The organism is Proteus hauseri, assembly GCF_004116975.1.
In the GTDB taxonomy this organism is placed as follows: Bacteria; Pseudomonadota; Gammaproteobacteria; order Enterobacterales; family Enterobacteriaceae; genus Proteus; species Proteus hauseri.
Map to the genome: position 1 here is coordinate 2,754,228 of NZ_CP026364.1, position 18,572 is coordinate 2,772,799.

The window sequence follows — 18,572 nt, forward strand, 5'->3', positions numbered from 1 at the left end:
CTCTATTTGTATGTAATTATTTGTTGGTGTAAATCTCTCTTAATCCATTTAACAGTATAGTGATATGTGTTTTTAAGGTGTTGGAAATAACCTGATATTCGTTTTTACCAATTCTATCCCATCCTGTTTGCCGTAAGATAGTTTCTCTTACTAAACGAAATGATAACACTTCTCCTAAAATAGCGTGAGTGTGTAACATTGTCGCTGGAAGCGTAGCATCTAAACCAATATATAGCGCTAATAATTTATTTACGCGAGTAAGAAGTGGAGATAACGCTTGCTGGTGGATGAGTGAGTATGCTTCTGTGGGGACTAATTGCTCTCTTGCCATAATACGGCTTAGGTGAATGTTTTCTTTATCAAGTACAAGTTGTGCGTATTGTAAGAAACTATCGATAATCAGATTTTGTAATAAAGGAAGATGCGCGGTAGGATCAGGACGAGCGAGAAACTCATCAAGCACAATAACAGTAGGTTCAAAATCGATACGAATTAAATCGGCAATATGTTGTGCAACAGCAAGATATAAGCCTTCTTTTGAACCAAAATAATAAGCAATTGCGGCAATATTTTGTTGCGCTGATTGTGCAATTTGCCGTGTGGTTGCGCCATCGGGCCCATTTTTACCAAAGATTTCGCATGCAGCTTCCAGTAATTGTTGCTTTGCGAGTTCACCCCGAGTCGTCTTCTGATGAGTGTCTGACATAATAGAAGGTACCTTACTTAAGTAAAATGTAACAAACTCATGATATTAAAATAGCGATAATAATTGCATTATATTCGATGATATTGAGTAAAAGGAAAAAATTGTTATAAATACTTAAATAAAAATGACATGTAATAAAAAAATAACGATTTATTCTTAAAAATTATTTTTATATTCGGAACATATCAAAAACTGTTAGAATAGGAGTTATTAGGTTAACCTGACAAGGTTCATTCTCTTTCACTTATTGTGAAAGCCCGTCATTTTTAATTTCAATCACCGTGTTATACGTTCTGGTTGTAGGAGACTACTGTTTTGACCGATTTTACATCGCTTGGTTTAAGTGAGGCGCTGCTCCGCGCTATTGATGAACAAGGGTATAAAACCCCAACCCCTATTCAACAACAGGCGATAGAGCCGATTTTGGCGGGTAAGGACGTATTAGCAAGTGCGCAGACTGGTACAGGTAAAACGGCAGCTTTTACTCTCCCAATTTTAGAAAAGCTGTTTAAATCAGCAGATAAAACCAAAGGCCGCCAACCTGTTAAAGCCTTGATTTTAACGCCAACACGTGAACTGGCTGCACAAATTGCAGAGAATGTGAAAGCGTATAGCCGCTATTTGCCTATTCGTTCTTTAGTTGTTTTTGGTGGCGTTAGCATTAACCCGCAAATGATGAAGCTACGCGGTGGTGTTGATGTGCTAATTGCAACACCAGGACGTTTACTCGATCTTGAACATCAAAATGCCGTTGATCTTTCTCGTGTTGAAATGCTGGTATTAGATGAAGCTGATCGCATGCTAGATATGGGCTTTATCCACGATATTCGCCGAATTATCAATAAATTACCTAAAAAGCGTCAAAATTTACTGTTTTCAGCGACGTTTTCTAAAGAGATCACTGGCCTTGCCAATACATTATTAAATAATCCAATTAGTATTTCTGTGGCGCCAAGAAACTCAGCGGCAGAATCAGTTGAGCAACATGTTCATTTAGTTGATAAAAAACGTAAAGCTGAACTATTATCTCACCTTATTGGTAAAGAAGATTGGTCACAAGTACTGATTTTTACTCGTACTAAACATGGTGCGAATAAACTTGCAGAACAACTGAATTTAGATGGTATTAAATCTGCGGCTATCCACGGAAATAAAAGCCAAGGTGCGAGAACACGTGCATTGGCTGATTTTAAAACGGGTAAATTAAAAGCATTAGTTGCAACAGATATTGCAGCGCGTGGATTAGATATAGATCAGCTACCGTATGTAGTGAATTTTGAGTTACCACAAGTGGCCGAGGATTATGTTCACCGTATTGGTAGAACGGGTCGTGCTGCTGCAACAGGTAAAGCAATTTCTTTAGTTTGTGTTGATGAACATGGATTATTAGCTGATATCGAGCGTTTACTAAAACGTGAAATTCCACGTTTAGCACTAGAAGGTTATGATCCTGATCCGTCAATTAAAGCAGCACCTTTGCATAAAAAACCAAAAAATAATGCACCACGTAGAAGTGGTGGTGGCCATGGCCGTGCTGATATTCGAGGCAAAGACAATCGCAATAATTCTCGTAAAGAGGGCGATAGCGAAGGCAAAGAGGCTGGGCGTAATAAAAGTAAAGAAAGTTATCGCAATAAAGATGGCTCTCGTACAGGTAAACTAGGACCTCGTCGTACGGGTAAAAGTGAATCAGATAGCGATAATCAAAACCCTTGGTCAAAAGCTAGAAAAGAGTTCTGAGGCTAAAAAGTGCGAGTATTATTAGCGCCAATGGAGGGGGTTTTAGACCCCCTTGTCAGAGATTTACTTACCTCTATTAATGATTACGACCTTTGTATTACTGAATTTATTCGGGTCGTGAATTCATTACTGCCAACGAAAGCGTTTTATCGCTTATGTCCTGAATTACATAATCAAAGTCGCACCAGTAGTGGCACTTTAGTGCGTGTTCAACTCTTAGGACAACACCCACAATGGCTTGCTGAAAATGCATTTAGAGCCACTTCCTTAGGTTCTTGGGGGATCGATCTTAATTGTGGTTGTCCATCAAAAACAGTAAATGGTAGTGGTGGCGGTGCTTCATTATTAAAGCAGCCAGAGCTAATTTATCAGGCAACCAAAGCTATCCGTGGTGCTGTGCCTACGCAATTACCTGTTTCAGTAAAAGTTAGACTAGGCTGGGATTCAGTAGAATCTAGCTATGAAATTGCTGATGCGGTTGTGCAAGGCGGCGCAACAGAAATTACCATTCACGGTAGAACCAAAGAAGATGGTTATCGTGCTGATAAAATAGATTGGCAGGCTATTGGTCATATTCGCCAACGCTTGTCTATTCCTGTTATTGCTAATGGTGAAATTTGGGATCGTGAAAGTGCGTTAAATTGTTTATCTACAACAGGTTGTGATGCGGTAATGATTGGGCGTGGTGCAATGAATACCCCTAATTTAAGCCGTGTTATAAAAGGCACTGAGCAACGAATGCCTTGGAAAGATGTTGAGCAGTTATTAAAGCGATATATTCGTTTAGAAAAGCGCGGCGATACAACGATTTACCATGCGGCACGAATTAAACAGTGGTTAGGTTACTTGCGTAAAGAATATCAAGAAGCTGATACGCTATTTACTCAAGTACGTACATTAAAAACATCACCTGAAATCGCGGTAGTGATAGAAGCGCTGTAGTTTAAGCTGTTGTAAAAGATAAAGTCTAGAAATAATCTGATGCCCAGAAATAGCGCAAAATGTCTTGCGCTATTTTTTTATTCTCATTTTAACCAAAAATATTTTATTGATTATTATCAATTATTGGAAAAAATCATTATCTCGACTTACACTAATTATGTGACGAATTTCTGATATGTCTTTATATCATATATTTTTAGGGGGAATTATGGGTGTGTTAGCGTGGATTATCTTTGGTTTAATTGCGGGTATTCTTGCCAAATTTCTGATGCCAGGCTCTTATGATATTGGTCTAATATGGACTTGTATTCTGGGGATTGTCGGTGCGGTTGTTGGTGGTGCAATTAGTAGCTTCTTTGGTAAAGGCAAAGTTGATGGTTTTAACTTCGGTAGTTTTATCGTTGCAGTTATTGGTGCGATAGTTGTTTTATATTTGGCTAAGATTTTTGCCAGCTAATTTCGCCAATTAAATAGCAGTAATATAAAAAAGTAAACCCGCATTGGCGGGTTTACTTTTTTAATTTAAATATTGATTGTTAACTTTTAACACTCGCAAGGTAATGCGCTATCAGCACCCCATTGTGCCCAGGAACCATCATAAAGTGCGACAGATTGGCAACCTAAAACAGTTAATGCTAAAAATAAAATAGACGCTGTCATACCTGAACCGCAGCTCACAATAATAGGTTGTGATAAATCGACACCGGCTTGTTCAAAGTATTTCTTTAACTCGCTCCGGCTTTTTAATTGCCCTTGTTCAACTAGCAAATCCCAAGGTACATTTTTACTTTCTGGAATATGTCCACTGCGCAAACCTGGACGAGGTTCTGGCGCACGACCATAAAATCGATCAGCAGAACGAGCATCAATGACTTGTTTTTGCTGATTAGTTACGTTTTCTAATACTTGTTGCTGATCCGCTTTACGTTGAGCATCGCGTTTAACGACAAAAGGCGTCGGTGCCGGTATGCTAATCACATCACCTTTTTCGAGAGGAAATCCAGCATCAACCCACGCTTGCAAGCCCCCCGCTAAAATGCGCACGTTTTTACAACCCAATGTAGTGAATGTCCACCAGCCACGAGGTGCTGAAAATAAATTACCCTGATCATAAAGAATCACTGTAGTGGAGTTAGAGATACCCAATAAAGTCAAGGTTTCTGAAAATAACTCATCAGGAGGTAACATATGCGGTAATGCAGTGGTTTTATCTGCTATTTCGTCAAGATTAAAAAAATGAGCCCGAGGAATATGACGTTCAAGATAATGTTGCTGATAATTAATCACTTGTGTTGGCATTGGCGCACTAACATCAAGGATCACAAGGTCATTATCATTTTGATGTTCAAATAACCATTGGGGAGTAACAAAATAATCATATTCCATGATTCAACCTCATTTATTTTGCAGAAGGTGAGCTGTCGGGTATTGCCGGAAATTGTTGTGTTGGTGATGTTTCAGACTGCGTTTGTTTAGTTTCTATTGGTGTAGTAGAGCGAGTATAGATATTTAAACCCGCAAGAAAAACGCCACCTATTGAGCCAAAAGCAAGTAGTGCGATAACGACGATAATTATTTTTTTCATAATGTTCATTTGCAGATGAATGTTGCGCAAAAGTATATCGAGATATGTGGTTGAAACAAGCACTAAGTCGGCATAAATAGCAAATAGCATGAATAAAATTGCTTAGGTTTTAGACAAAAAGTAGTTATCAATTATAAGTGTGATAAATAATAAATAGGCTGTTTATTTGCATAACAGCCTTAATGGCACTGATAAGTTGCAGTTAATAATGTTGATCAAAGATTACAGTCAATGATAAGAAAAAACCCCTTAAACTCTGGAGTAATAGAGTTTAAGGGCAAGGGGTAACGCAACTTAAAATATCATTTAAAGCATAGTGAGTACTTTTATGAATAAAGGAACCAAAATGTCATTACTAAATTCACAATAGCGGCTACAGCCATAGGAATTGCTGTACGTTTAACAATTTGGAAAGGCGATACATTAGCAATACCAGCAATAGCAACAATTGCTGCGGTAATGGGTGAAACTGTACGACCAAAGCTGGTCATAATTTGCATTGGTAGAATTAAAGTAATGACATCAACTTTTAAGAATGCGGCAATTTTGGGTGTTAATGCGGCAAATGAAAAGAACGCAGCATTACCCGAGCCCATTAAAAAGGCGGCTAATGCAAGGATAGCGCTCATAACAATTATCATAGCTGCAATACCAAAACCAGCATCTTGTGCAGATGAAATTAGCGTATCTACCGCACCACTTTTTAATAATCCATTTGCAAAGAATTCACCGGATACAATTAGCGATACCACTAAAACAAACTGCTTACCCATTCCTTCAAAAAACAGCATAAAACTATTCATGACAGCTTTAGCGTCACGTAAGCGAGCATATTCAAATAAAAATGCAATCACCGTACTAATAATCATTGCAGTGGTAACTTCTAATTTAATATAAGGATGTAATAGTGGGCTAAAGCCAATAATTAAAATTAATGGAATAACAGGTAATAGAGCGTAAGAAAGTGGAATTTTATTACCTTCTTCTTTTACCGCATCAATAGTTGTTGGGTCAAAAACAAAACCTTCACGTTTATCCCACCAGCGCTGAATAAAGAAATGGGTAATAGCAACAGCAATAATAATAGGAATTGTAATAGGTAATTGATGTTGAACAAAATAAACCGCAGGTTCAATATCGGCTGTTTTTGCTGCCATAATAACGTTACCAGAACCTGGTCCGTGGTCGATAAATTGGCAGCACCCAATAACTGCTAGTGCTGAAAGAGGGCTAATGCCAGAACGAATTAAAATAGGGTACATTGTGACCATTAACAGCATACCTAAGCCAGCATGGCTAGGGATAAAAATAACCAAAATTTGGGTAACTAAAAATGAAATAACTAATAACAAATAAGGCGATTTAATTGCTTTTAATGGTTTTTCAAAAATAGCGAATAAAGCACGGCTAGCACCTACATGTTCCATATAACGAGAGAAACCGGCAATTGCCATTAACGTTAAACCTAATCCCGCTAATCTAGAGCTCATAATATCTGTAAATATTTGAAAAATATCAAAATACTTAAATTGAGTTGATTTGTTTTCTGGTAATAACGGATTAAGATCAAGAGATGCGGTGAGGAGCAATAGCAGCAAGCCCCCCAGTAATAACACGGGTTGAGGTTTATAACCTCGCGCCAATAAATAAACCACCAGCGCTGTTACCAGCGCGGCAATAATTAAACCTGTCATAGTAAATTCCCCGGTAGTGATGCAGTATTCTTGTTATTGGTTTAATGTTGAAAATGCTTGTGTAATATCTGCAATAAGGTCATCGGTTGCTTCAAGTCCAATATGTAAACGTACAAAAGGACCATGGCCTTCACGCCAATCAGATGCGGTTCTTGCACCTACAACGTTTGCGGGTAATGCAAGACTTTCAAATCCGCCCCATGAAGCGCCAATACCAAACAAATTGAGTGCATCAATAAATTGTTCAGATTGTTTAGTGGTGAATTGTTTTTTAAATTCAATGGTTAATAGTCCATTACTACCTTTGCAGTCGCGTTTCCATAGGTCATGGCGAGGGTGACTAGGTAATTCTGGAAACCAAACTTTTTCAACTTCAGGGCGCGTTTCGAGCCATTGGGCGATAGTAAGAGCCGATTTACCATGAGCCGCAATTCGTTGACCCAAAGTTCGCATTCCGCGTAATACTAATGCTGCGTCATCTGGGCTGCTGGCCTGACCTAAAGCTTCTGGCAACGCACCAATTTTTTGCCACGCTTTTTCATTAGCAACCATAATGCCCATCATGACATCTGAGTGGCCGCATAAATATTTTGTCGCTGCAATAACAGAGACATCTGCACCTAGTTCTAATGGGTTATAAAGCCAAGCGGATCCCCAAGTATTATCAACACCAACAGGGATATCTCTCTCATGAGCAATACGGCAAATTTCAGGTAAATCCAGCATTTCATAAAGTAATGAACCCGGTGATTCGACAAAAATTAGCTGAGTGTTTTTTTGTATTTTTTGCTCAAAATCTGAACCATCAGTTTTAAAAAAACTGTAAGCAATATTATTTGGTTCTAAAAATGCTGAGGCGATTTTACGCACAGGCTCATAAACGGAGTCGGCAAATAAAACATGACCGCCATTACGTGCATATCCCATAATAGTGACGGCGATAGCGGCAAGCCCAGTAGGAAATAGCTGAGCGCGATGACCACCTTCTAGTTCTGTGACTAACGCTTCAAGTGCAAAGGCGGTTTCTGTACCACGAGCGCCATAACTCAAAACGCGTTCTGTTGTTCTGCGATCACGAATATCACGCCAGCTTTTAATTGAATCAAAAACGATAGTACTTGCCCGCATTACAGGAGGATTAATTGGGCCTGATGTTTTAATTTCTTGGCGTCCACTGTGTATAAGCGTTGTTTGTTTATTCTGTTTCATTATTAATATCTCCGAATATAGAAATAGAGGTCCCTGGTAATTAAATAAAAGAATTAATTACTATCTGCGTTTCGTGTTTCTATTATTTATAATAAACTTATTTATTTTTAAAATATCTATTTTCTAAAAATGATGATCTTGCTCTAACTTTTTAGCATTAATTATTCTAATTAAATCTTAAATAATGCTTAAGATTTAAAAGTTATAATTAATAAATAAATGATTATCTTTAAGTTGTTGAATTAATGTTGCTTTTTAATTGATTAGAAATATTTAAAATTAGATTAAAATTATCAAAGTGTTTTTTATTAAATTATATTGCATAAATAAAATAACAAACCAATAAGTCCTTTTATTTAAAAAGTGATTTTTTAATTATTATTTTCACAGGGGAAAATATTATGGGTACTAGCGTATTTGATTCGGTTTTATTAAAGAATTTATGGTCTACAGAAGAAATGCGATCTATTTTCTCTGATAAAACAAGAATGCAAAATTGGCTCGATTACGAAGCGGCGTTAGCGATAGAGCAAGCAAATTTGGGGTTGATCCCGAAAGATGCCGCAGAGGTTATTGCTGATACTGCAAAACTTGAAAAGCTCGATATGGATTATGTACTAGAACAGGTTCGTCTTACTCGTCATCCATTAGTGCCAACCATTCGCGGATTAGAACACGCTTGTCCTGAACATTATGGTGAATATGTTCACTTTGGGCCAACGACACAAGATGTCATTGATACCGGGCTAGTGCTGCAACTTAAAGATGCACATCAAACTTTTTTACGTGATATCAAGATATTAGGTCGTTCACTATTATCACTAAGCGAAAAACATCGCAATACCCCCATGGTAGGGCGCACTTTAGCGTTACAGGCACTGCCGATAACTTTTGGGCATAAAACAGCAATTTGGTTAACTGAACTTGCTCGCCATTATCAACGCCTTAAAGAAGTTGAGCCTCGTTTATTTGTGGGAAGTGTTGTTGGTGCAGTGGGAACAAAAGCTTCTTTAAGTGATAAGGCAGATGAATTAGAAGCGCGAGTTTTAAAATGTTTAGGATTAGGTGTGCCTGAAATTTCATGGCAGCCAGCACGTGATAGATTTAGTGAATATGGCATGTTATTGGGCTTAATTAGCGGCACTCTAGGTAAAATTGCTAATGAAATATTACTATTAGCACATAATGAAATTGATGAGCTTTCTGAACCCTTTAGCAAGGGGCAAGTGGGATCTTCAACCATGCCACATAAGCGTAATCCAGCTATTGTTGAAAATGCCGCCTGTGTTAGTAATACCTTAAAAGCTAATTTATCTGTGTTAACCGATATGATGAAACACCAACATGAGCGTGATGGCGCCATTTGGAAAATGGAATGGAAAATCATGCCAGAAATGTGCCTAATGCTATCGGTTATCTTCGATAATATGAAAACGGTATTAGGTGGATTAAATGTTCATGTTGATAAAATGCGTTCAAATATGGATATTTTAGGTGGATTTATGCTGGCTGAGCGTGTGATGTTTGCTTTATCTGATAAAGCAGGTAAACAAACGGCTCATGAAATAGTGTATGAAGCTGCTATGTCTGGGCAAGAAGAAGGAATTACATTTGTCGAGGCCATCAATCGCGATACGCGTATTCGTGATCATATCACTCAAGAAGAACTTGATGAATTGTTAGATCCAACGACTTACGTTGGTAATGCACCAGAGCAGGTGAGTCGTGTTATCGAACAAACTAAAGCTTCTGGTTGGTTAAATGATTAAGTGACTTTATAAAACTTACCCTTTTTATTATCTAAAAGCCGGTGAAACACTGGCTTTTTCTTAATCGATTTCGAGGTGTTTATGACATTGAGTCAGCATTTAAGCCAATTTATTACTACAACCACGTTTGCTGATTTACCCGTTGAAGTTATTAGCCGAGCAAAAATTCATTTATTAGATACATTAGGCGTTGCACTTGCAGGAAGTACACAGCAAAGTGCACTTCAGGGGCGACAAGGTATCGCGTTTCTACCTGATAGCCAAGGTGATATTCCTATTTGGGGAAGCTCACTAACAGCAAGTACAACAGCCGCAGCTTTAGCAAATGGAATTGCTGCTCATGCACTAGATTTTGATGACACACATACGGATTCTATTACTCATGGTAGCGCCGTTTTAACACCAATAGCGTTTGCATTAGGAGAATCTATCGGGGCATCATCAGAAGAGATTTTAACTGCATGGATTGTTGGTTGGGAAGTTGCGGCGCGAGTAGGCTTAGCCAGTCATAGTGGGTTTCATCAACGAGGTTTTCATGCCACGGCAATAGCTGGGATTTTTGGCGCGACAGCCTGTGCAGCTTCTTTATTAAAACTCACACCAGAACAAACAACCAATGCGTTGGGACTAACAGGAAGTCAAGCGAGTGGTGTGGCTGAATATTTAACTAATAGCTCATCTTCAAAGTGCTTTCATGCCGGATGGGCTGCGCAATCAGGCATTATTGCTGCTTCATTGGCAAAAGGGGGAATGACAGGGCCTGAGACAATATTTGAAGGACGATATAGCCTCTATCATACTCATGGTATTGAAGCGCAAGCCCAGCCAAATCAAGTTGCTCAGGGATTAAGTGAGGTATGGGAGTTTTTAAACGTTTCGATTAAACCTTATCCCGTGTGTCATTTTGCTCATGCAACTGTAGATTGTGGTCGTAAATTATTAAAAAGAGGTATAAGTGCTGATGATATTAAGAGTGTGGAATGTGTTATTGATCCTATCGCTGCGGCATTGATTTGTGAGCCACCAGAAACAAAATGGGCGCCAACAACGGCTTACGCTGCAAAATTTAGCTTACCTTGGTTGTTTGCTGCAGGATTTTTAGATGATGAACTTACTTTATTTTCATTATTACCTGAGAATTTACAGCGTAAAGATATTCAAATGTTAGCTAAGAAAGTGAGTTATCGTTATCCTGAAAAAGATGAAATTCCATTTCCTACTTATTTTCCGGGGCTTATTTTTGTCACTTTACATAGCGGTGAACAGCTTAGTGAAAGGTTAGATATTCAATACGGCAACCCTAAAAATCCGATGATGGATGCTGATGTAGTAAAAAAATTCTACGATAACACAGCATTGGTGATAGAAAATCAACAAGTAACGCAGCTGGTTGAAAAAGTGTTGGTATTTGAAACAGTAGATATTTCAGAAATCACGCAATTACTGCGTAGATAAGCACTTAGCGAGCAAAGTTAAATAACCCTTTTAACCCTTTAGCGGGATTGGTTTGATTAACCAATCCTTTATTTTCTGTGTTTTTTATTGAGTAACTTAATGATAAATAAGTTTTTATTGTCTTGCGCACATAAATTCTGATGTACAAACAATGTTATCGCCAATACGTGCAACGCCTGAAAAACTAACAATCGTTCGACGCTGTCGGCGAAATTGAATATCAAAATGCAGTTGATCGCCAGCTTTTACCACATCATAAAAACGCGCATTTTTAATACTGGCAAAATAACATTGCTGCCCTGTTGCCATAGGCGAAAGGTAATAATGAGCTAAGACGCCTGCTGCTTGAGCCATACTTTCAAGCAGCAATAACGGGGGGTAAAACTCACCATAAACGACGGTATCGTTAGTGGTGACGTTTTTAAGTGCAGTCAATTTTCCCTCAGCGAGTTCTAATGGTTCTGAAATTACGCTATCAATAAGTAAAAAGGGATAACGATGAGGTAAAATTTCCATTATTTCGTTCACTGAGATCGGCATTCAACGCCTCCAATGGGTGACTAAAGCACATAGCCGCTACAAAAGAGTCGTTATTCTAGACTCGTAATAATGTGGCGTAAATCAGTTAAAGCTGATTCATTGAGTGGCTCTTGAGGTAAAATAGGATCGCCGACTTCAAATCCTTGAATATTTAATGAGGCTTTAATACAAGATGCCAATGAGTATTTAGTAAAAGCTTCGTTGATTTGCCACATTTCTTTTTGTTTCTCCAGTGCAGTATCAAAATCGCCTTGAGTTGCTAATTGATAAAGTTCGACGCATTGTTTGGGTAAAACACAAGCAGGTCCGGCCATCCAACCTACGCCACCCAGTTTTAGTACTAGCAATGGAATATGTGCTGATGCACTAAAGATTTTAACGCGATCACCAAAGGTGTTAATCATGGTTAATAATCGCCCAGTATTACTAGAGGCATCTTTAATATATTCAATGTTAGGTACATAACTGAGTTCATTGAAGAGAGAAATAGGAAGAACATCACCTAATAAACCCGGATTAGTATAAATAGTCATTGATTTTTCAGGGAATGCTTCTGCGATAGTACGAAAATAACCCGCTTGTGCGCTTTCACTTAGTGGATACATTTTTTGTGAAATCAACACCATGCCATCGACACCCAGTTTGGCGTATTGCTCAGCTTGATGACAGGCATCGGCAGTTGAAAACCCTGCGACACCCGCGATGACAGGAATACGGCCAGCGGTTTGATCTACGGTAATACGGACAATTTCATTACGCTGTGCTTGTGAAAGATAAGCATATTCGCCAGTACTACCTAGCGGGCTTAAGCCATGAACGCCACTCTCAATAAGGTGCTCAATAAGGCGGCGTAATGAAGCCTCTAGTACAATACCTTTATGTTGATCGATGGGAGAGACAAGATAAGGAAAAATACCATGAAAGTGAGTCATAATCGGTGTCCTGTTTTATATTTTTAGCGTGTTATTTATCGCTGTTCTTGATTATTTTAATTGGATTGTTAGTCTTTGTTTAATCCTGTTGATGAGTAATATCAGCATGATTTATAACTTCATTTTGCTCATTTTTTAATGAATCAAACAATATTTGAGCAGCTTTAGCAGGGCTATTGGAATTAAGATAAAGATTATAATGAATAGCAGGAAGTACAGGTAATCCCTCTTTCTCGCCCAAAATGCGTAAATCATCTCCTGAAAGTTCTATTGAGCGCGCCATAACGCCTAAACCAGCACGAACAGCAGCGCGGGCACCTGAAAGAGTGGTGGCAATATAAGCAATTCGCCAACGAATACCTTGCTGATCAAGATGATTAATCATCATGTCGCGGTAAGTGCTTGGTTCATTAAGAACAACTAACGGTAACGGTTCATCAAGATCAAATCGAAAGTGCTTTCCGCAATACCACAGTGAAGGTGATACGCGTAAAACAATTTTTGGATAGCCTACATGCTCTTCTGTAGAAATAACCAAATCAAGCTCGTTATTTTCTAACATCGACATAAGAAACGGGCTTCGTTTAACAATAATCTCCATAATCAGGCGAGGATAAGCGCCAGAAAATCGCGCTAATAGATCAGGTAAAATAGTGTTTGCGGTGTCGTCAGGCGAGCCTATTTTTAAAATGCCGTCTATTTCTTCATGCATTAGCGAAAGGCAGGCTTCATCATTAAGTCGTAAAATACGTCGCGCATAGTTGAGTAACTGCATACCTGCTTCAGTCAGTGTTTTATTGCGCCCTTGGCGAGCAAAGAGTTCTTTTCCTATAAGGGATTCAAGACGTTGCATTTGCTGGCTAACGGCAGACTGGGTACGACACACAGATTCAGCGGCAGCGGCAAATGTATTGCCATCAACGACAGCAACAAAAGTTCTGAGTAAATCGAGCTCTAAATTAAAAATAGGGCGCTTTGCAGAAGTCATTTTTATTATCTCTTCAAAAGGGTTGGTGTTGTGTGTTATGCAAATGAAATAATATTTTGTTAGAAAGCTATTTTAAGTATTACGTAAAGCGTTATTCATACTAAAAAGAGTTGAATTAATAATCTATAACTAAGCTCAATAATTTCGTAGTGTTACCCACTATTTGATGAAAAATAAGAGTAAATGAAGGTAACTACTGATTTTTATACAGTGTTATGAGACAATGGCGCTCTTTTTTAACTCAGCAACAGAGTGGTTATGTCCCTTTCCCAGTCCGTGAAAAATCAAATAAGTCAGTGGTATAAAGCCTTGCCAGATCATATTGACGGGTTTGTTCCTCGAGCGCCACAGCGACAAATGATCGCTGAGGTTGCTAAGACTTTTTCAGATGATGCCGGACGCCATTTGGTGATAGAAGCGCCAACAGGAGTAGGTAAAACCCTCTCTTATCTTATTCCGGGAATTGCGATTAGCCGAGACGAGAAAAAACCGCTGATTATTAGTACTGCCAATGTGGCATTACAAGATCAAATCTATAGTAAAGATTTACCATTACTGAAAAAAATCATTCCTGATCTTACTTTTACTGGCGCATTTGGTCGTGGTCGTTATTTGTGTCCGCGTAATTTAGCGGCAATTTGTGCGACAGAAGGTGAGCAAATTGATTTAATGTTTCTGCTTGAAGATAAAGTAGATATTGCAACCAGCGCAGAACGCGATATTTGCCAAGAGTTAAAGCAAGATTTTACCAGTTTTGGTTGGGATGGTTTACGCGATCACCATAAACGATCATTAACAGACAGCTTATGGCGCAAAATTAGTACTGATAAAATGAACTGTTTAGGACGTAATTGCCAATATTACCACCGCTGTCCATTTTTTATTGCTCGCCGTGAAATTGATGAAGTTGATGTTGTTATTACTAATCATTCATTAGTGATGGCGGCAATGGAGAGCGAATCGGTTTTACCTGATGCTAAAAATTTACTTTTGGTACTTGACGAAGGTCATCATATTCCTGATGTAGCAAGGGATGCACTTGAAGTAGAGGGTGAAATTACACTGTTATCGCTAAATAGCCAACTTGATAATATTACTCGACATGTGAGCCAATATTTAGCGCAGTTTGTTCCTGTAAAACCACCCAAATTGGCTGATCCCATTCGTTTTGATGCGCATATAGCAAAATTACGTGAAACTTATCAAGATGTTGATACCTTTACTCGCGCCTTACTACCTGAACGCAGTGAAAAAGATGAGTATATTTTTCCATTAGGGGAATTGCCAGAACAGCTATTATTAAGCTGTCAGTCACTCTTTAAACTTACTGATGGCTTAAAAATATTAGGTGAAGCCATTCTGAGTGATTTAACAGAGCGTACGGCAAAAGAAGATGTGGTGCGTTTACATCGGGCTATTTTAACCACCAGCAGAATGGTGGGTTATTTAGAAAATATGTCAAAACTGTGGCGTTTAGCGACATTAGAACAAACATCAAAAGCACCTGTCTCAAAATGGCTTACGCGTCGTTATGAGAAAAAACAATCTCATCTCTCTTTTCATTGTGCGGGTATTCGTGTTAGTGAGCAGCTTACTCAGCTGTTATGGCGTAATATCCCTCATATTGTTGTGACATCTGCGACTTTACGTTCTTTAAATAGCTTTTCACGTATTCAAGAATTAACAGGATTAAGTGAACACTTTGATGATCGCTTTATCGCATTATCATCGCCATTTACGCATGAAAAACAGGGTAAATTAATTATTCCGCAAATGAATTATGAGCCAACCATTCATAATGAAGTCGAGCATTTAAAAGAGATGGCGTGTTATTTTCGTCAACAAATGAAAGAAAATAACCATCGTGGACAATTAGTTCTGTTTAGTAGCCAACGTGCGATGGAAGGTTTTTTAGAGCAAGTAAAAGATTTACGTTTATGTTTGCTGGTGCAAGGTGATCAACCCCGTTATCGATTAGTCGAAACGCATTGCAAACGTATTGATGCTGGTGATAATAGTGTTTTAATTGGTCTACAATCTTTTGCTGAAGGATTAGATTTGAAAGGTGATTATTTAACGCAGGTGCATATTCATAAAATTGCGTTTCCACCTGTCACTGATCCCGTTATTGTCACTGAGGGGGAATGGTTAAAATCGCTTAAACGTTATCCCTTTGAAGTGCAAAGTTTACCGAGTGCATCGTTTAATTTAATTCAGCAAGTAGGGCGATTAATTAGAAGTCACCATTGTCATGGCGAAATTGTTATTTATGATAAACGCTTATTAACTAAAAATTATGGTTCTCGTTTATTAACTGCTCTTCCTGTATTTCCGATTTATCAGCCAGAAATGCCTCAAGAGAATAAATAAAAAGACTGCCTTTAATGACAGTCTTTTTAAGTAATAATAATGATTTTATTACCGCTTATTAATTTTCAATATTCGCTTCTAGGAACCATAAGAATTTATCAAGATCACGAGATGCGGCTGTAAACATATCCGCGGTGTCCTCATCTTCGGCTTCATCGATAGCTTTGCGAATATCGTTAGCCACTATCGCATAACGGTCTGCAAGTGCTTTTAAGTGCTCTTGTACATCATGAATATCTAATGGGTAGGCTTTTAGTGGTGTCTTTTTGCTAACAGTTTGCGCTGTACCAAGTACTACACCGCCTAATTGGACAATACGTTCTGCGAAAGTATCTGTGTGCTCATTAATGGTATCGCGGAAGCCATCAACCATTTCATGTACAGAAATAAAATTTCTGCCACGCATATTCCAGTGAGCTTGTTTTGTGATGAGAGACAAGTCGATAAACTGAGTCACCATCTGCTGAAGTAATTCGATAGTGTGCAGTTTAACACTGTCATCAAGATTATTACGGGTATAAAGCAGGGTTGAAGGTGTGGATTTGACTAATTTAGCAGTACTCATAATCGTTCTCCCTAAATAATTAATAAATCAAAATCTTAATTTCTGGTAATTATGATAGTGAATTATTAATGGTTAGTCTTATCGCTTAATACTATTAAATTGATAGGTCATCTCTTGGCAAAATGTAAACTATCTAAATAGTCTATTTAGGGTAAGCCAAAGCTATTAAAATAGCAATGATAGCTCCGTAAAGTTATTATTTAATAAGTAAAAGGGATCTTACGATCCCTTTTTATTTTGTTAATCATAAAATAAGTTAATTACCTATTTTACTTCTTCAATTTTTGTCTTACTTTTCATTGTGGTGGTTGAGCCAATAGAAGCAAGAACAATAAATGCAAGGGCAACCCACTGTATTAAAGTGAGGTGTTCATGAAGGAAGATAATACCAATAAACGCGCCCATACAAGGCTCTAAACTCATCAGAGTACCAAAGGTTTTGGCGGGTAAACGAGTAAGCGCAATCATTTCTAGTGTATAAGGAAATGCGGTAGATAAAATCGCAATAACCAATGCGATAGGTAAAATAGACCAACTAAACATAAGCTCAGGGCTACTTTGCATTAATCCAATAGGGAAGAAGATAAATGCAGCAATTAAAGAACCAATAGAAACCGTTGCGGTACCGTAGCCTTTTCCTGCACGTTGTCCGAATACGATGTATAACGCCCAACCAACACCTGCACCTAAAGCATAAAGAATGCCAAGGGGATCAAGTCCATGAATATTATCCCCAATCGGTAATAATAATCCTAACCCTGCAATAACTAAGATAATCCAGACAAAGTCGATGGCTCTACGTGAAGAGAACATTGCAACTGCCAATGGTCCAGTAAATTCGAGAGCAACGGCAATGCCTAATGGAATAGTCTCTAGTGCGAGATAGAACAAATAGTTCATTGCGCCGAGAGATAAACCATATAAAAACAATGGCATTAATGATTCACGAGTAAATTTTATTCGCCACGGTTTAAAAATAAAAAAGAGTATTAAAGTCCCCAATAGCAGTCGTAATGCGGTAACAGCTGGGGCACCAATAACAGGAAATAGGCTTTTTGCCAGAGAAGCACCGCTTTGTATTGAAAGCATAGAAAGAAGCAAAAGCAGTACAGGGTAAAACACCTGTAATTTAGCTGAGTGTCTGGCTGACAACATCCTGATAAACCTCGTTAATAATAATTCGTGTGTGGATCCCTGTTATGCTATATAACAAAGGATCGCATAATATAAAATAAAATCATGGTATTTAATATAATTATTTATTATTTATTTTATTTAATTTATGTTTCGTTTTAATAAATTAAAATTGAAGTTGGTTGGTTTTTAATAAAATACAAGAAATAAATTGATTAAATAATTTTATTTAATAAAAGTGAAACAGAGAGATATTTTATAAAAAGGATAAAATCACTTCTTTTAACCTTTGTAATCAATAATAGCTCAAGTATAATTTTTACTTCGTTTTAACTAGCAAAAAGAGAATAAAAAATGAATAACATAAAATCTATCGCCGTGTATTGTGGTTCAAGTTTAGGTGCTTCATCTATTTATAAAGAGCAAGCAATTATTTTTGCCCAAGAGCTAGTTAAACGAAATATCACTTTGGTTTATGGTGGTGCAAGTGTAGGAATTATGGGAACGCTAGCTGATACAGTATTACAAGAGGGCGGGAAAGTTATTGGCGTTATCCCAACGTTATTAGAAGGACGAGAAATTTCACATAAAAATTTGTCTGAGTTATATGTTGTTGAAACAATGCATCAGCGTAAAAGTAAAATGATTGAACTAGCGGACGGATTTGTTGCATTACCGGGCGGTTTTGGTACGTTGGAAGAGTTTAGTGAAGTGTTTACTTGGAGCCAAATTGGTCTTCATCAAAAGCCATTAGGTATACTTAATATTAATCAATTCTACGATCCATTATTAATGATGATTAATAAAATGGCTGATGAGCAATTTTTACACGAAAAATACCGTACAATGGCAATTGTGGAACAGTGTCCAATTCAATTACTCGACAAATTTAATTCTTATATTGCACCCCCAGTAAAAACCTATAATAAATAAAGATAAAGGT

The 18,572-nt window shown here is 37.9% G+C and carries 17 protein-coding genes; 7 read left to right on the plus strand and 10 right to left on the minus strand.

Going from position 1 to position 18,572, the window contains the following annotated elements; genetic code table 11:
• Positions 1–16 precede the first annotated feature (16 nt).
• Positions 17–706, minus strand: a complete 690-nt coding sequence (locus PH4a_RS12555; RefSeq protein WP_129040154.1) for a CerR family C-terminal domain-containing protein — start codon at positions 704–706, stop codon at positions 17–19.
• Positions 707–1,021: 315 nt separating this feature from the next.
• Here PH4a_RS12555 and rhlE point away from each other — a divergent pair, with 315 nt between their 5' ends.
• The 3 genes from rhlE to PH4a_RS12570 all read left to right on the plus strand — a co-directional run bounded on the left by rhlE (position 1,022) and on the right by PH4a_RS12570 (position 3,845).
• Positions 1,022–2,446: an ATP-dependent RNA helicase RhlE gene (rhlE, locus tag PH4a_RS12560; protein ID WP_129040156.1), complete on the plus strand. Its 1,425-nt coding sequence runs from the start codon at positions 1,022–1,024 to the stop codon at positions 2,444–2,446.
• 9 nt (positions 2,447–2,455) lie between these two features.
• Positions 2,456–3,388 carry a tRNA dihydrouridine(16) synthase DusC gene (gene dusC / locus PH4a_RS12565; protein ID WP_129040158.1) on the plus strand — a complete coding sequence of 311 codons (933 nt, stop codon included), beginning with the start codon at positions 2,456–2,458 and terminating at the stop codon, positions 3,386–3,388.
• 208 nt (positions 3,389–3,596) lie between these two features.
• Positions 3,597–3,845: a GlsB/YeaQ/YmgE family stress response membrane protein gene (locus tag PH4a_RS12570; protein WP_064719405.1), complete on the plus strand. Its 249-nt coding sequence runs from the start codon at positions 3,597–3,599 to the stop codon at positions 3,843–3,845.
• Positions 3,846–3,931: 86 nt separating this feature from the next.
• Here PH4a_RS12570 and sseA read toward each other — a convergent pair whose 3' ends face one another.
• From sseA to metC, 4 genes are all read right to left on the minus strand, one after another.
• Complete coding sequence (gene sseA / locus PH4a_RS12575; RefSeq protein WP_129040160.1) at positions 3,932–4,774, minus strand: 3-mercaptopyruvate sulfurtransferase; 843 nt, start codon at positions 4,772–4,774, stop codon at positions 3,932–3,934.
• Between the two features lie 13 nt (positions 4,775–4,787).
• Positions 4,788–4,973 (minus strand): hypothetical protein, encoded by a 186-nt coding sequence (locus tag PH4a_RS12580; RefSeq protein ID WP_129040162.1) that lies wholly within the window; start codon positions 4,971–4,973, stop codon positions 4,788–4,790.
• Between the two features lie 326 nt (positions 4,974–5,299).
• The gene (gene dcuC, locus PH4a_RS12585; RefSeq protein ID WP_129040164.1) at positions 5,300–6,667 is read right to left on the minus strand and encodes a C4-dicarboxylate transporter DcuC; all 1,368 of its coding nucleotides are present in this window, start codon (positions 6,665–6,667) and stop codon (positions 5,300–5,302) included.
• Between the two features lie 33 nt (positions 6,668–6,700).
• Positions 6,701–7,876, minus strand: a complete 1,176-nt coding sequence (gene metC / locus PH4a_RS12590; RefSeq protein WP_129040166.1) for a cystathionine beta-lyase — start codon at positions 7,874–7,876, stop codon at positions 6,701–6,703.
• A gap of 401 nt (positions 7,877–8,277) precedes the next feature.
• Between metC and purB the strand changes: the two genes are divergently transcribed.
• Together purB and PH4a_RS12600 are read left to right on the plus strand one after the other, a co-directional pair.
• Positions 8,278–9,645: an adenylosuccinate lyase gene (gene purB, locus PH4a_RS12595; protein ID WP_129040168.1), complete on the plus strand. Its 1,368-nt coding sequence runs from the start codon at positions 8,278–8,280 to the stop codon at positions 9,643–9,645.
• An 81-nt stretch (positions 9,646–9,726) separates the two neighbouring features.
• Positions 9,727–11,100, plus strand: coding sequence for an MmgE/PrpD family protein (locus PH4a_RS12600; protein WP_129040170.1), 1,374 nt, complete (start codon positions 9,727–9,729; stop codon positions 11,098–11,100).
• A gap of 114 nt (positions 11,101–11,214) precedes the next feature.
• Here the strand turns inward: PH4a_RS12600 and fabZ are convergent, their stop codons facing one another.
• The 3 genes from fabZ to PH4a_RS12615 all read right to left on the minus strand — a co-directional run bounded on the left by fabZ (position 11,215) and on the right by PH4a_RS12615 (position 13,560).
• Positions 11,215–11,640, minus strand: coding sequence for a 3-hydroxyacyl-ACP dehydratase FabZ (gene fabZ / locus PH4a_RS12605; protein WP_064719412.1), 426 nt, complete (start codon positions 11,638–11,640; stop codon positions 11,215–11,217).
• 50 nt (positions 11,641–11,690) lie between these two features.
• A complete protein-coding gene (locus tag PH4a_RS12610; RefSeq protein ID WP_129040172.1) occupies positions 11,691–12,572 on the minus strand; it encodes a dihydrodipicolinate synthase family protein in 882 nt (293 codons plus the stop codon).
• Positions 12,573–12,651: 79 nt separating this feature from the next.
• Positions 12,652–13,560, minus strand: coding sequence for a LysR family transcriptional regulator (locus PH4a_RS12615; RefSeq protein ID WP_129040174.1), 909 nt, complete (start codon positions 13,558–13,560; stop codon positions 12,652–12,654).
• Positions 13,561–13,818: 258 nt separating this feature from the next.
• On the opposite strand from PH4a_RS12615, the gene dinG reads away from it, so the two are divergent.
• Positions 13,819–15,930, plus strand: coding sequence for an ATP-dependent DNA helicase DinG (dinG, locus tag PH4a_RS12620; RefSeq protein ID WP_129040177.1), 2,112 nt, complete (start codon positions 13,819–13,821; stop codon positions 15,928–15,930).
• Between the two features lie 58 nt (positions 15,931–15,988).
• Here dinG and dps read toward each other — a convergent pair whose 3' ends face one another.
• Together dps and rhtA are read right to left on the minus strand one after the other, a co-directional pair.
• The gene (dps, locus tag PH4a_RS12625) at positions 15,989–16,495 is read right to left on the minus strand and encodes a DNA starvation/stationary phase protection protein Dps (protein ID WP_064719416.1); all 507 of its coding nucleotides are present in this window, start codon (positions 16,493–16,495) and stop codon (positions 15,989–15,991) included.
• 264 nt (positions 16,496–16,759) lie between these two features.
• The gene (gene rhtA, locus PH4a_RS12630) at positions 16,760–17,650 is read right to left on the minus strand and encodes a threonine/homoserine exporter RhtA (RefSeq protein ID WP_129040179.1); all 891 of its coding nucleotides are present in this window, start codon (positions 17,648–17,650) and stop codon (positions 16,760–16,762) included.
• A gap of 333 nt (positions 17,651–17,983) precedes the next feature.
• On the opposite strand from rhtA, the gene PH4a_RS12635 reads away from it, so the two are divergent.
• Complete coding sequence (locus PH4a_RS12635) at positions 17,984–18,562, plus strand: LOG family protein (RefSeq protein WP_129040181.1); 579 nt, start codon at positions 17,984–17,986, stop codon at positions 18,560–18,562.
• Positions 18,563–18,572: the final 10 nt, after the last annotated feature.

Bases quoted from the DNA above. Each gene is read 5' to 3' on its own strand.
- sseA (WP_129040160.1), bottom strand. From the start codon at position 4,774: ATGGAATATGATTATTTTGTTACTCCCCAATGGTTATTTGAACATCAA.
- purB (WP_129040168.1), top strand. From the start codon at position 8,278: ATGGGTACTAGCGTATTTGATTCGGTTTTATTAAAGAATTTATGGTCT.
- PH4a_RS12615 (WP_129040174.1), bottom strand. From the start codon at position 13,560: ATGACTTCTGCAAAGCGCCCTATTTTTAATTTAGAGCTCGATTTACTC.
- PH4a_RS12570 (WP_064719405.1), top strand. From the start codon at position 3,597: ATGGGTGTGTTAGCGTGGATTATCTTTGGTTTAATTGCGGGTATTCTT.
- fabZ (WP_064719412.1), bottom strand. From the start codon at position 11,640: ATGCCGATCTCAGTGAACGAAATAATGGAAATTTTACCTCATCGTTAT.
- dcuC (WP_129040164.1), bottom strand. From the start codon at position 6,667: ATGACAGGTTTAATTATTGCCGCGCTGGTAACAGCGCTGGTGGTTTAT.
- metC (WP_129040166.1), bottom strand. From the start codon at position 7,876: ATGAAACAGAATAAACAAACAACGCTTATACACAGTGGACGCCAAGAA.
- dinG (WP_129040177.1), top strand. From the start codon at position 13,819: ATGTCCCTTTCCCAGTCCGTGAAAAATCAAATAAGTCAGTGGTATAAA.
- rhtA (WP_129040179.1), bottom strand. From the start codon at position 17,650: ATGTTGTCAGCCAGACACTCAGCTAAATTACAGGTGTTTTACCCTGTA.
- PH4a_RS12555 (WP_129040154.1), bottom strand. From the start codon at position 706: ATGTCAGACACTCATCAGAAGACGACTCGGGGTGAACTCGCAAAGCAA.
- PH4a_RS12635 (WP_129040181.1), top strand. From the start codon at position 17,984: ATGAATAACATAAAATCTATCGCCGTGTATTGTGGTTCAAGTTTAGGT.
- PH4a_RS12610 (WP_129040172.1), bottom strand. From the start codon at position 12,572: ATGACTCACTTTCATGGTATTTTTCCTTATCTTGTCTCTCCCATCGAT.
- PH4a_RS12580 (WP_129040162.1), bottom strand. From the start codon at position 4,973: ATGAAAAAAATAATTATCGTCGTTATCGCACTACTTGCTTTTGGCTCA.
- dps (WP_064719416.1), bottom strand. From the start codon at position 16,495: ATGAGTACTGCTAAATTAGTCAAATCCACACCTTCAACCCTGCTTTAT.
- PH4a_RS12600 (WP_129040170.1), top strand. From the start codon at position 9,727: ATGACATTGAGTCAGCATTTAAGCCAATTTATTACTACAACCACGTTT.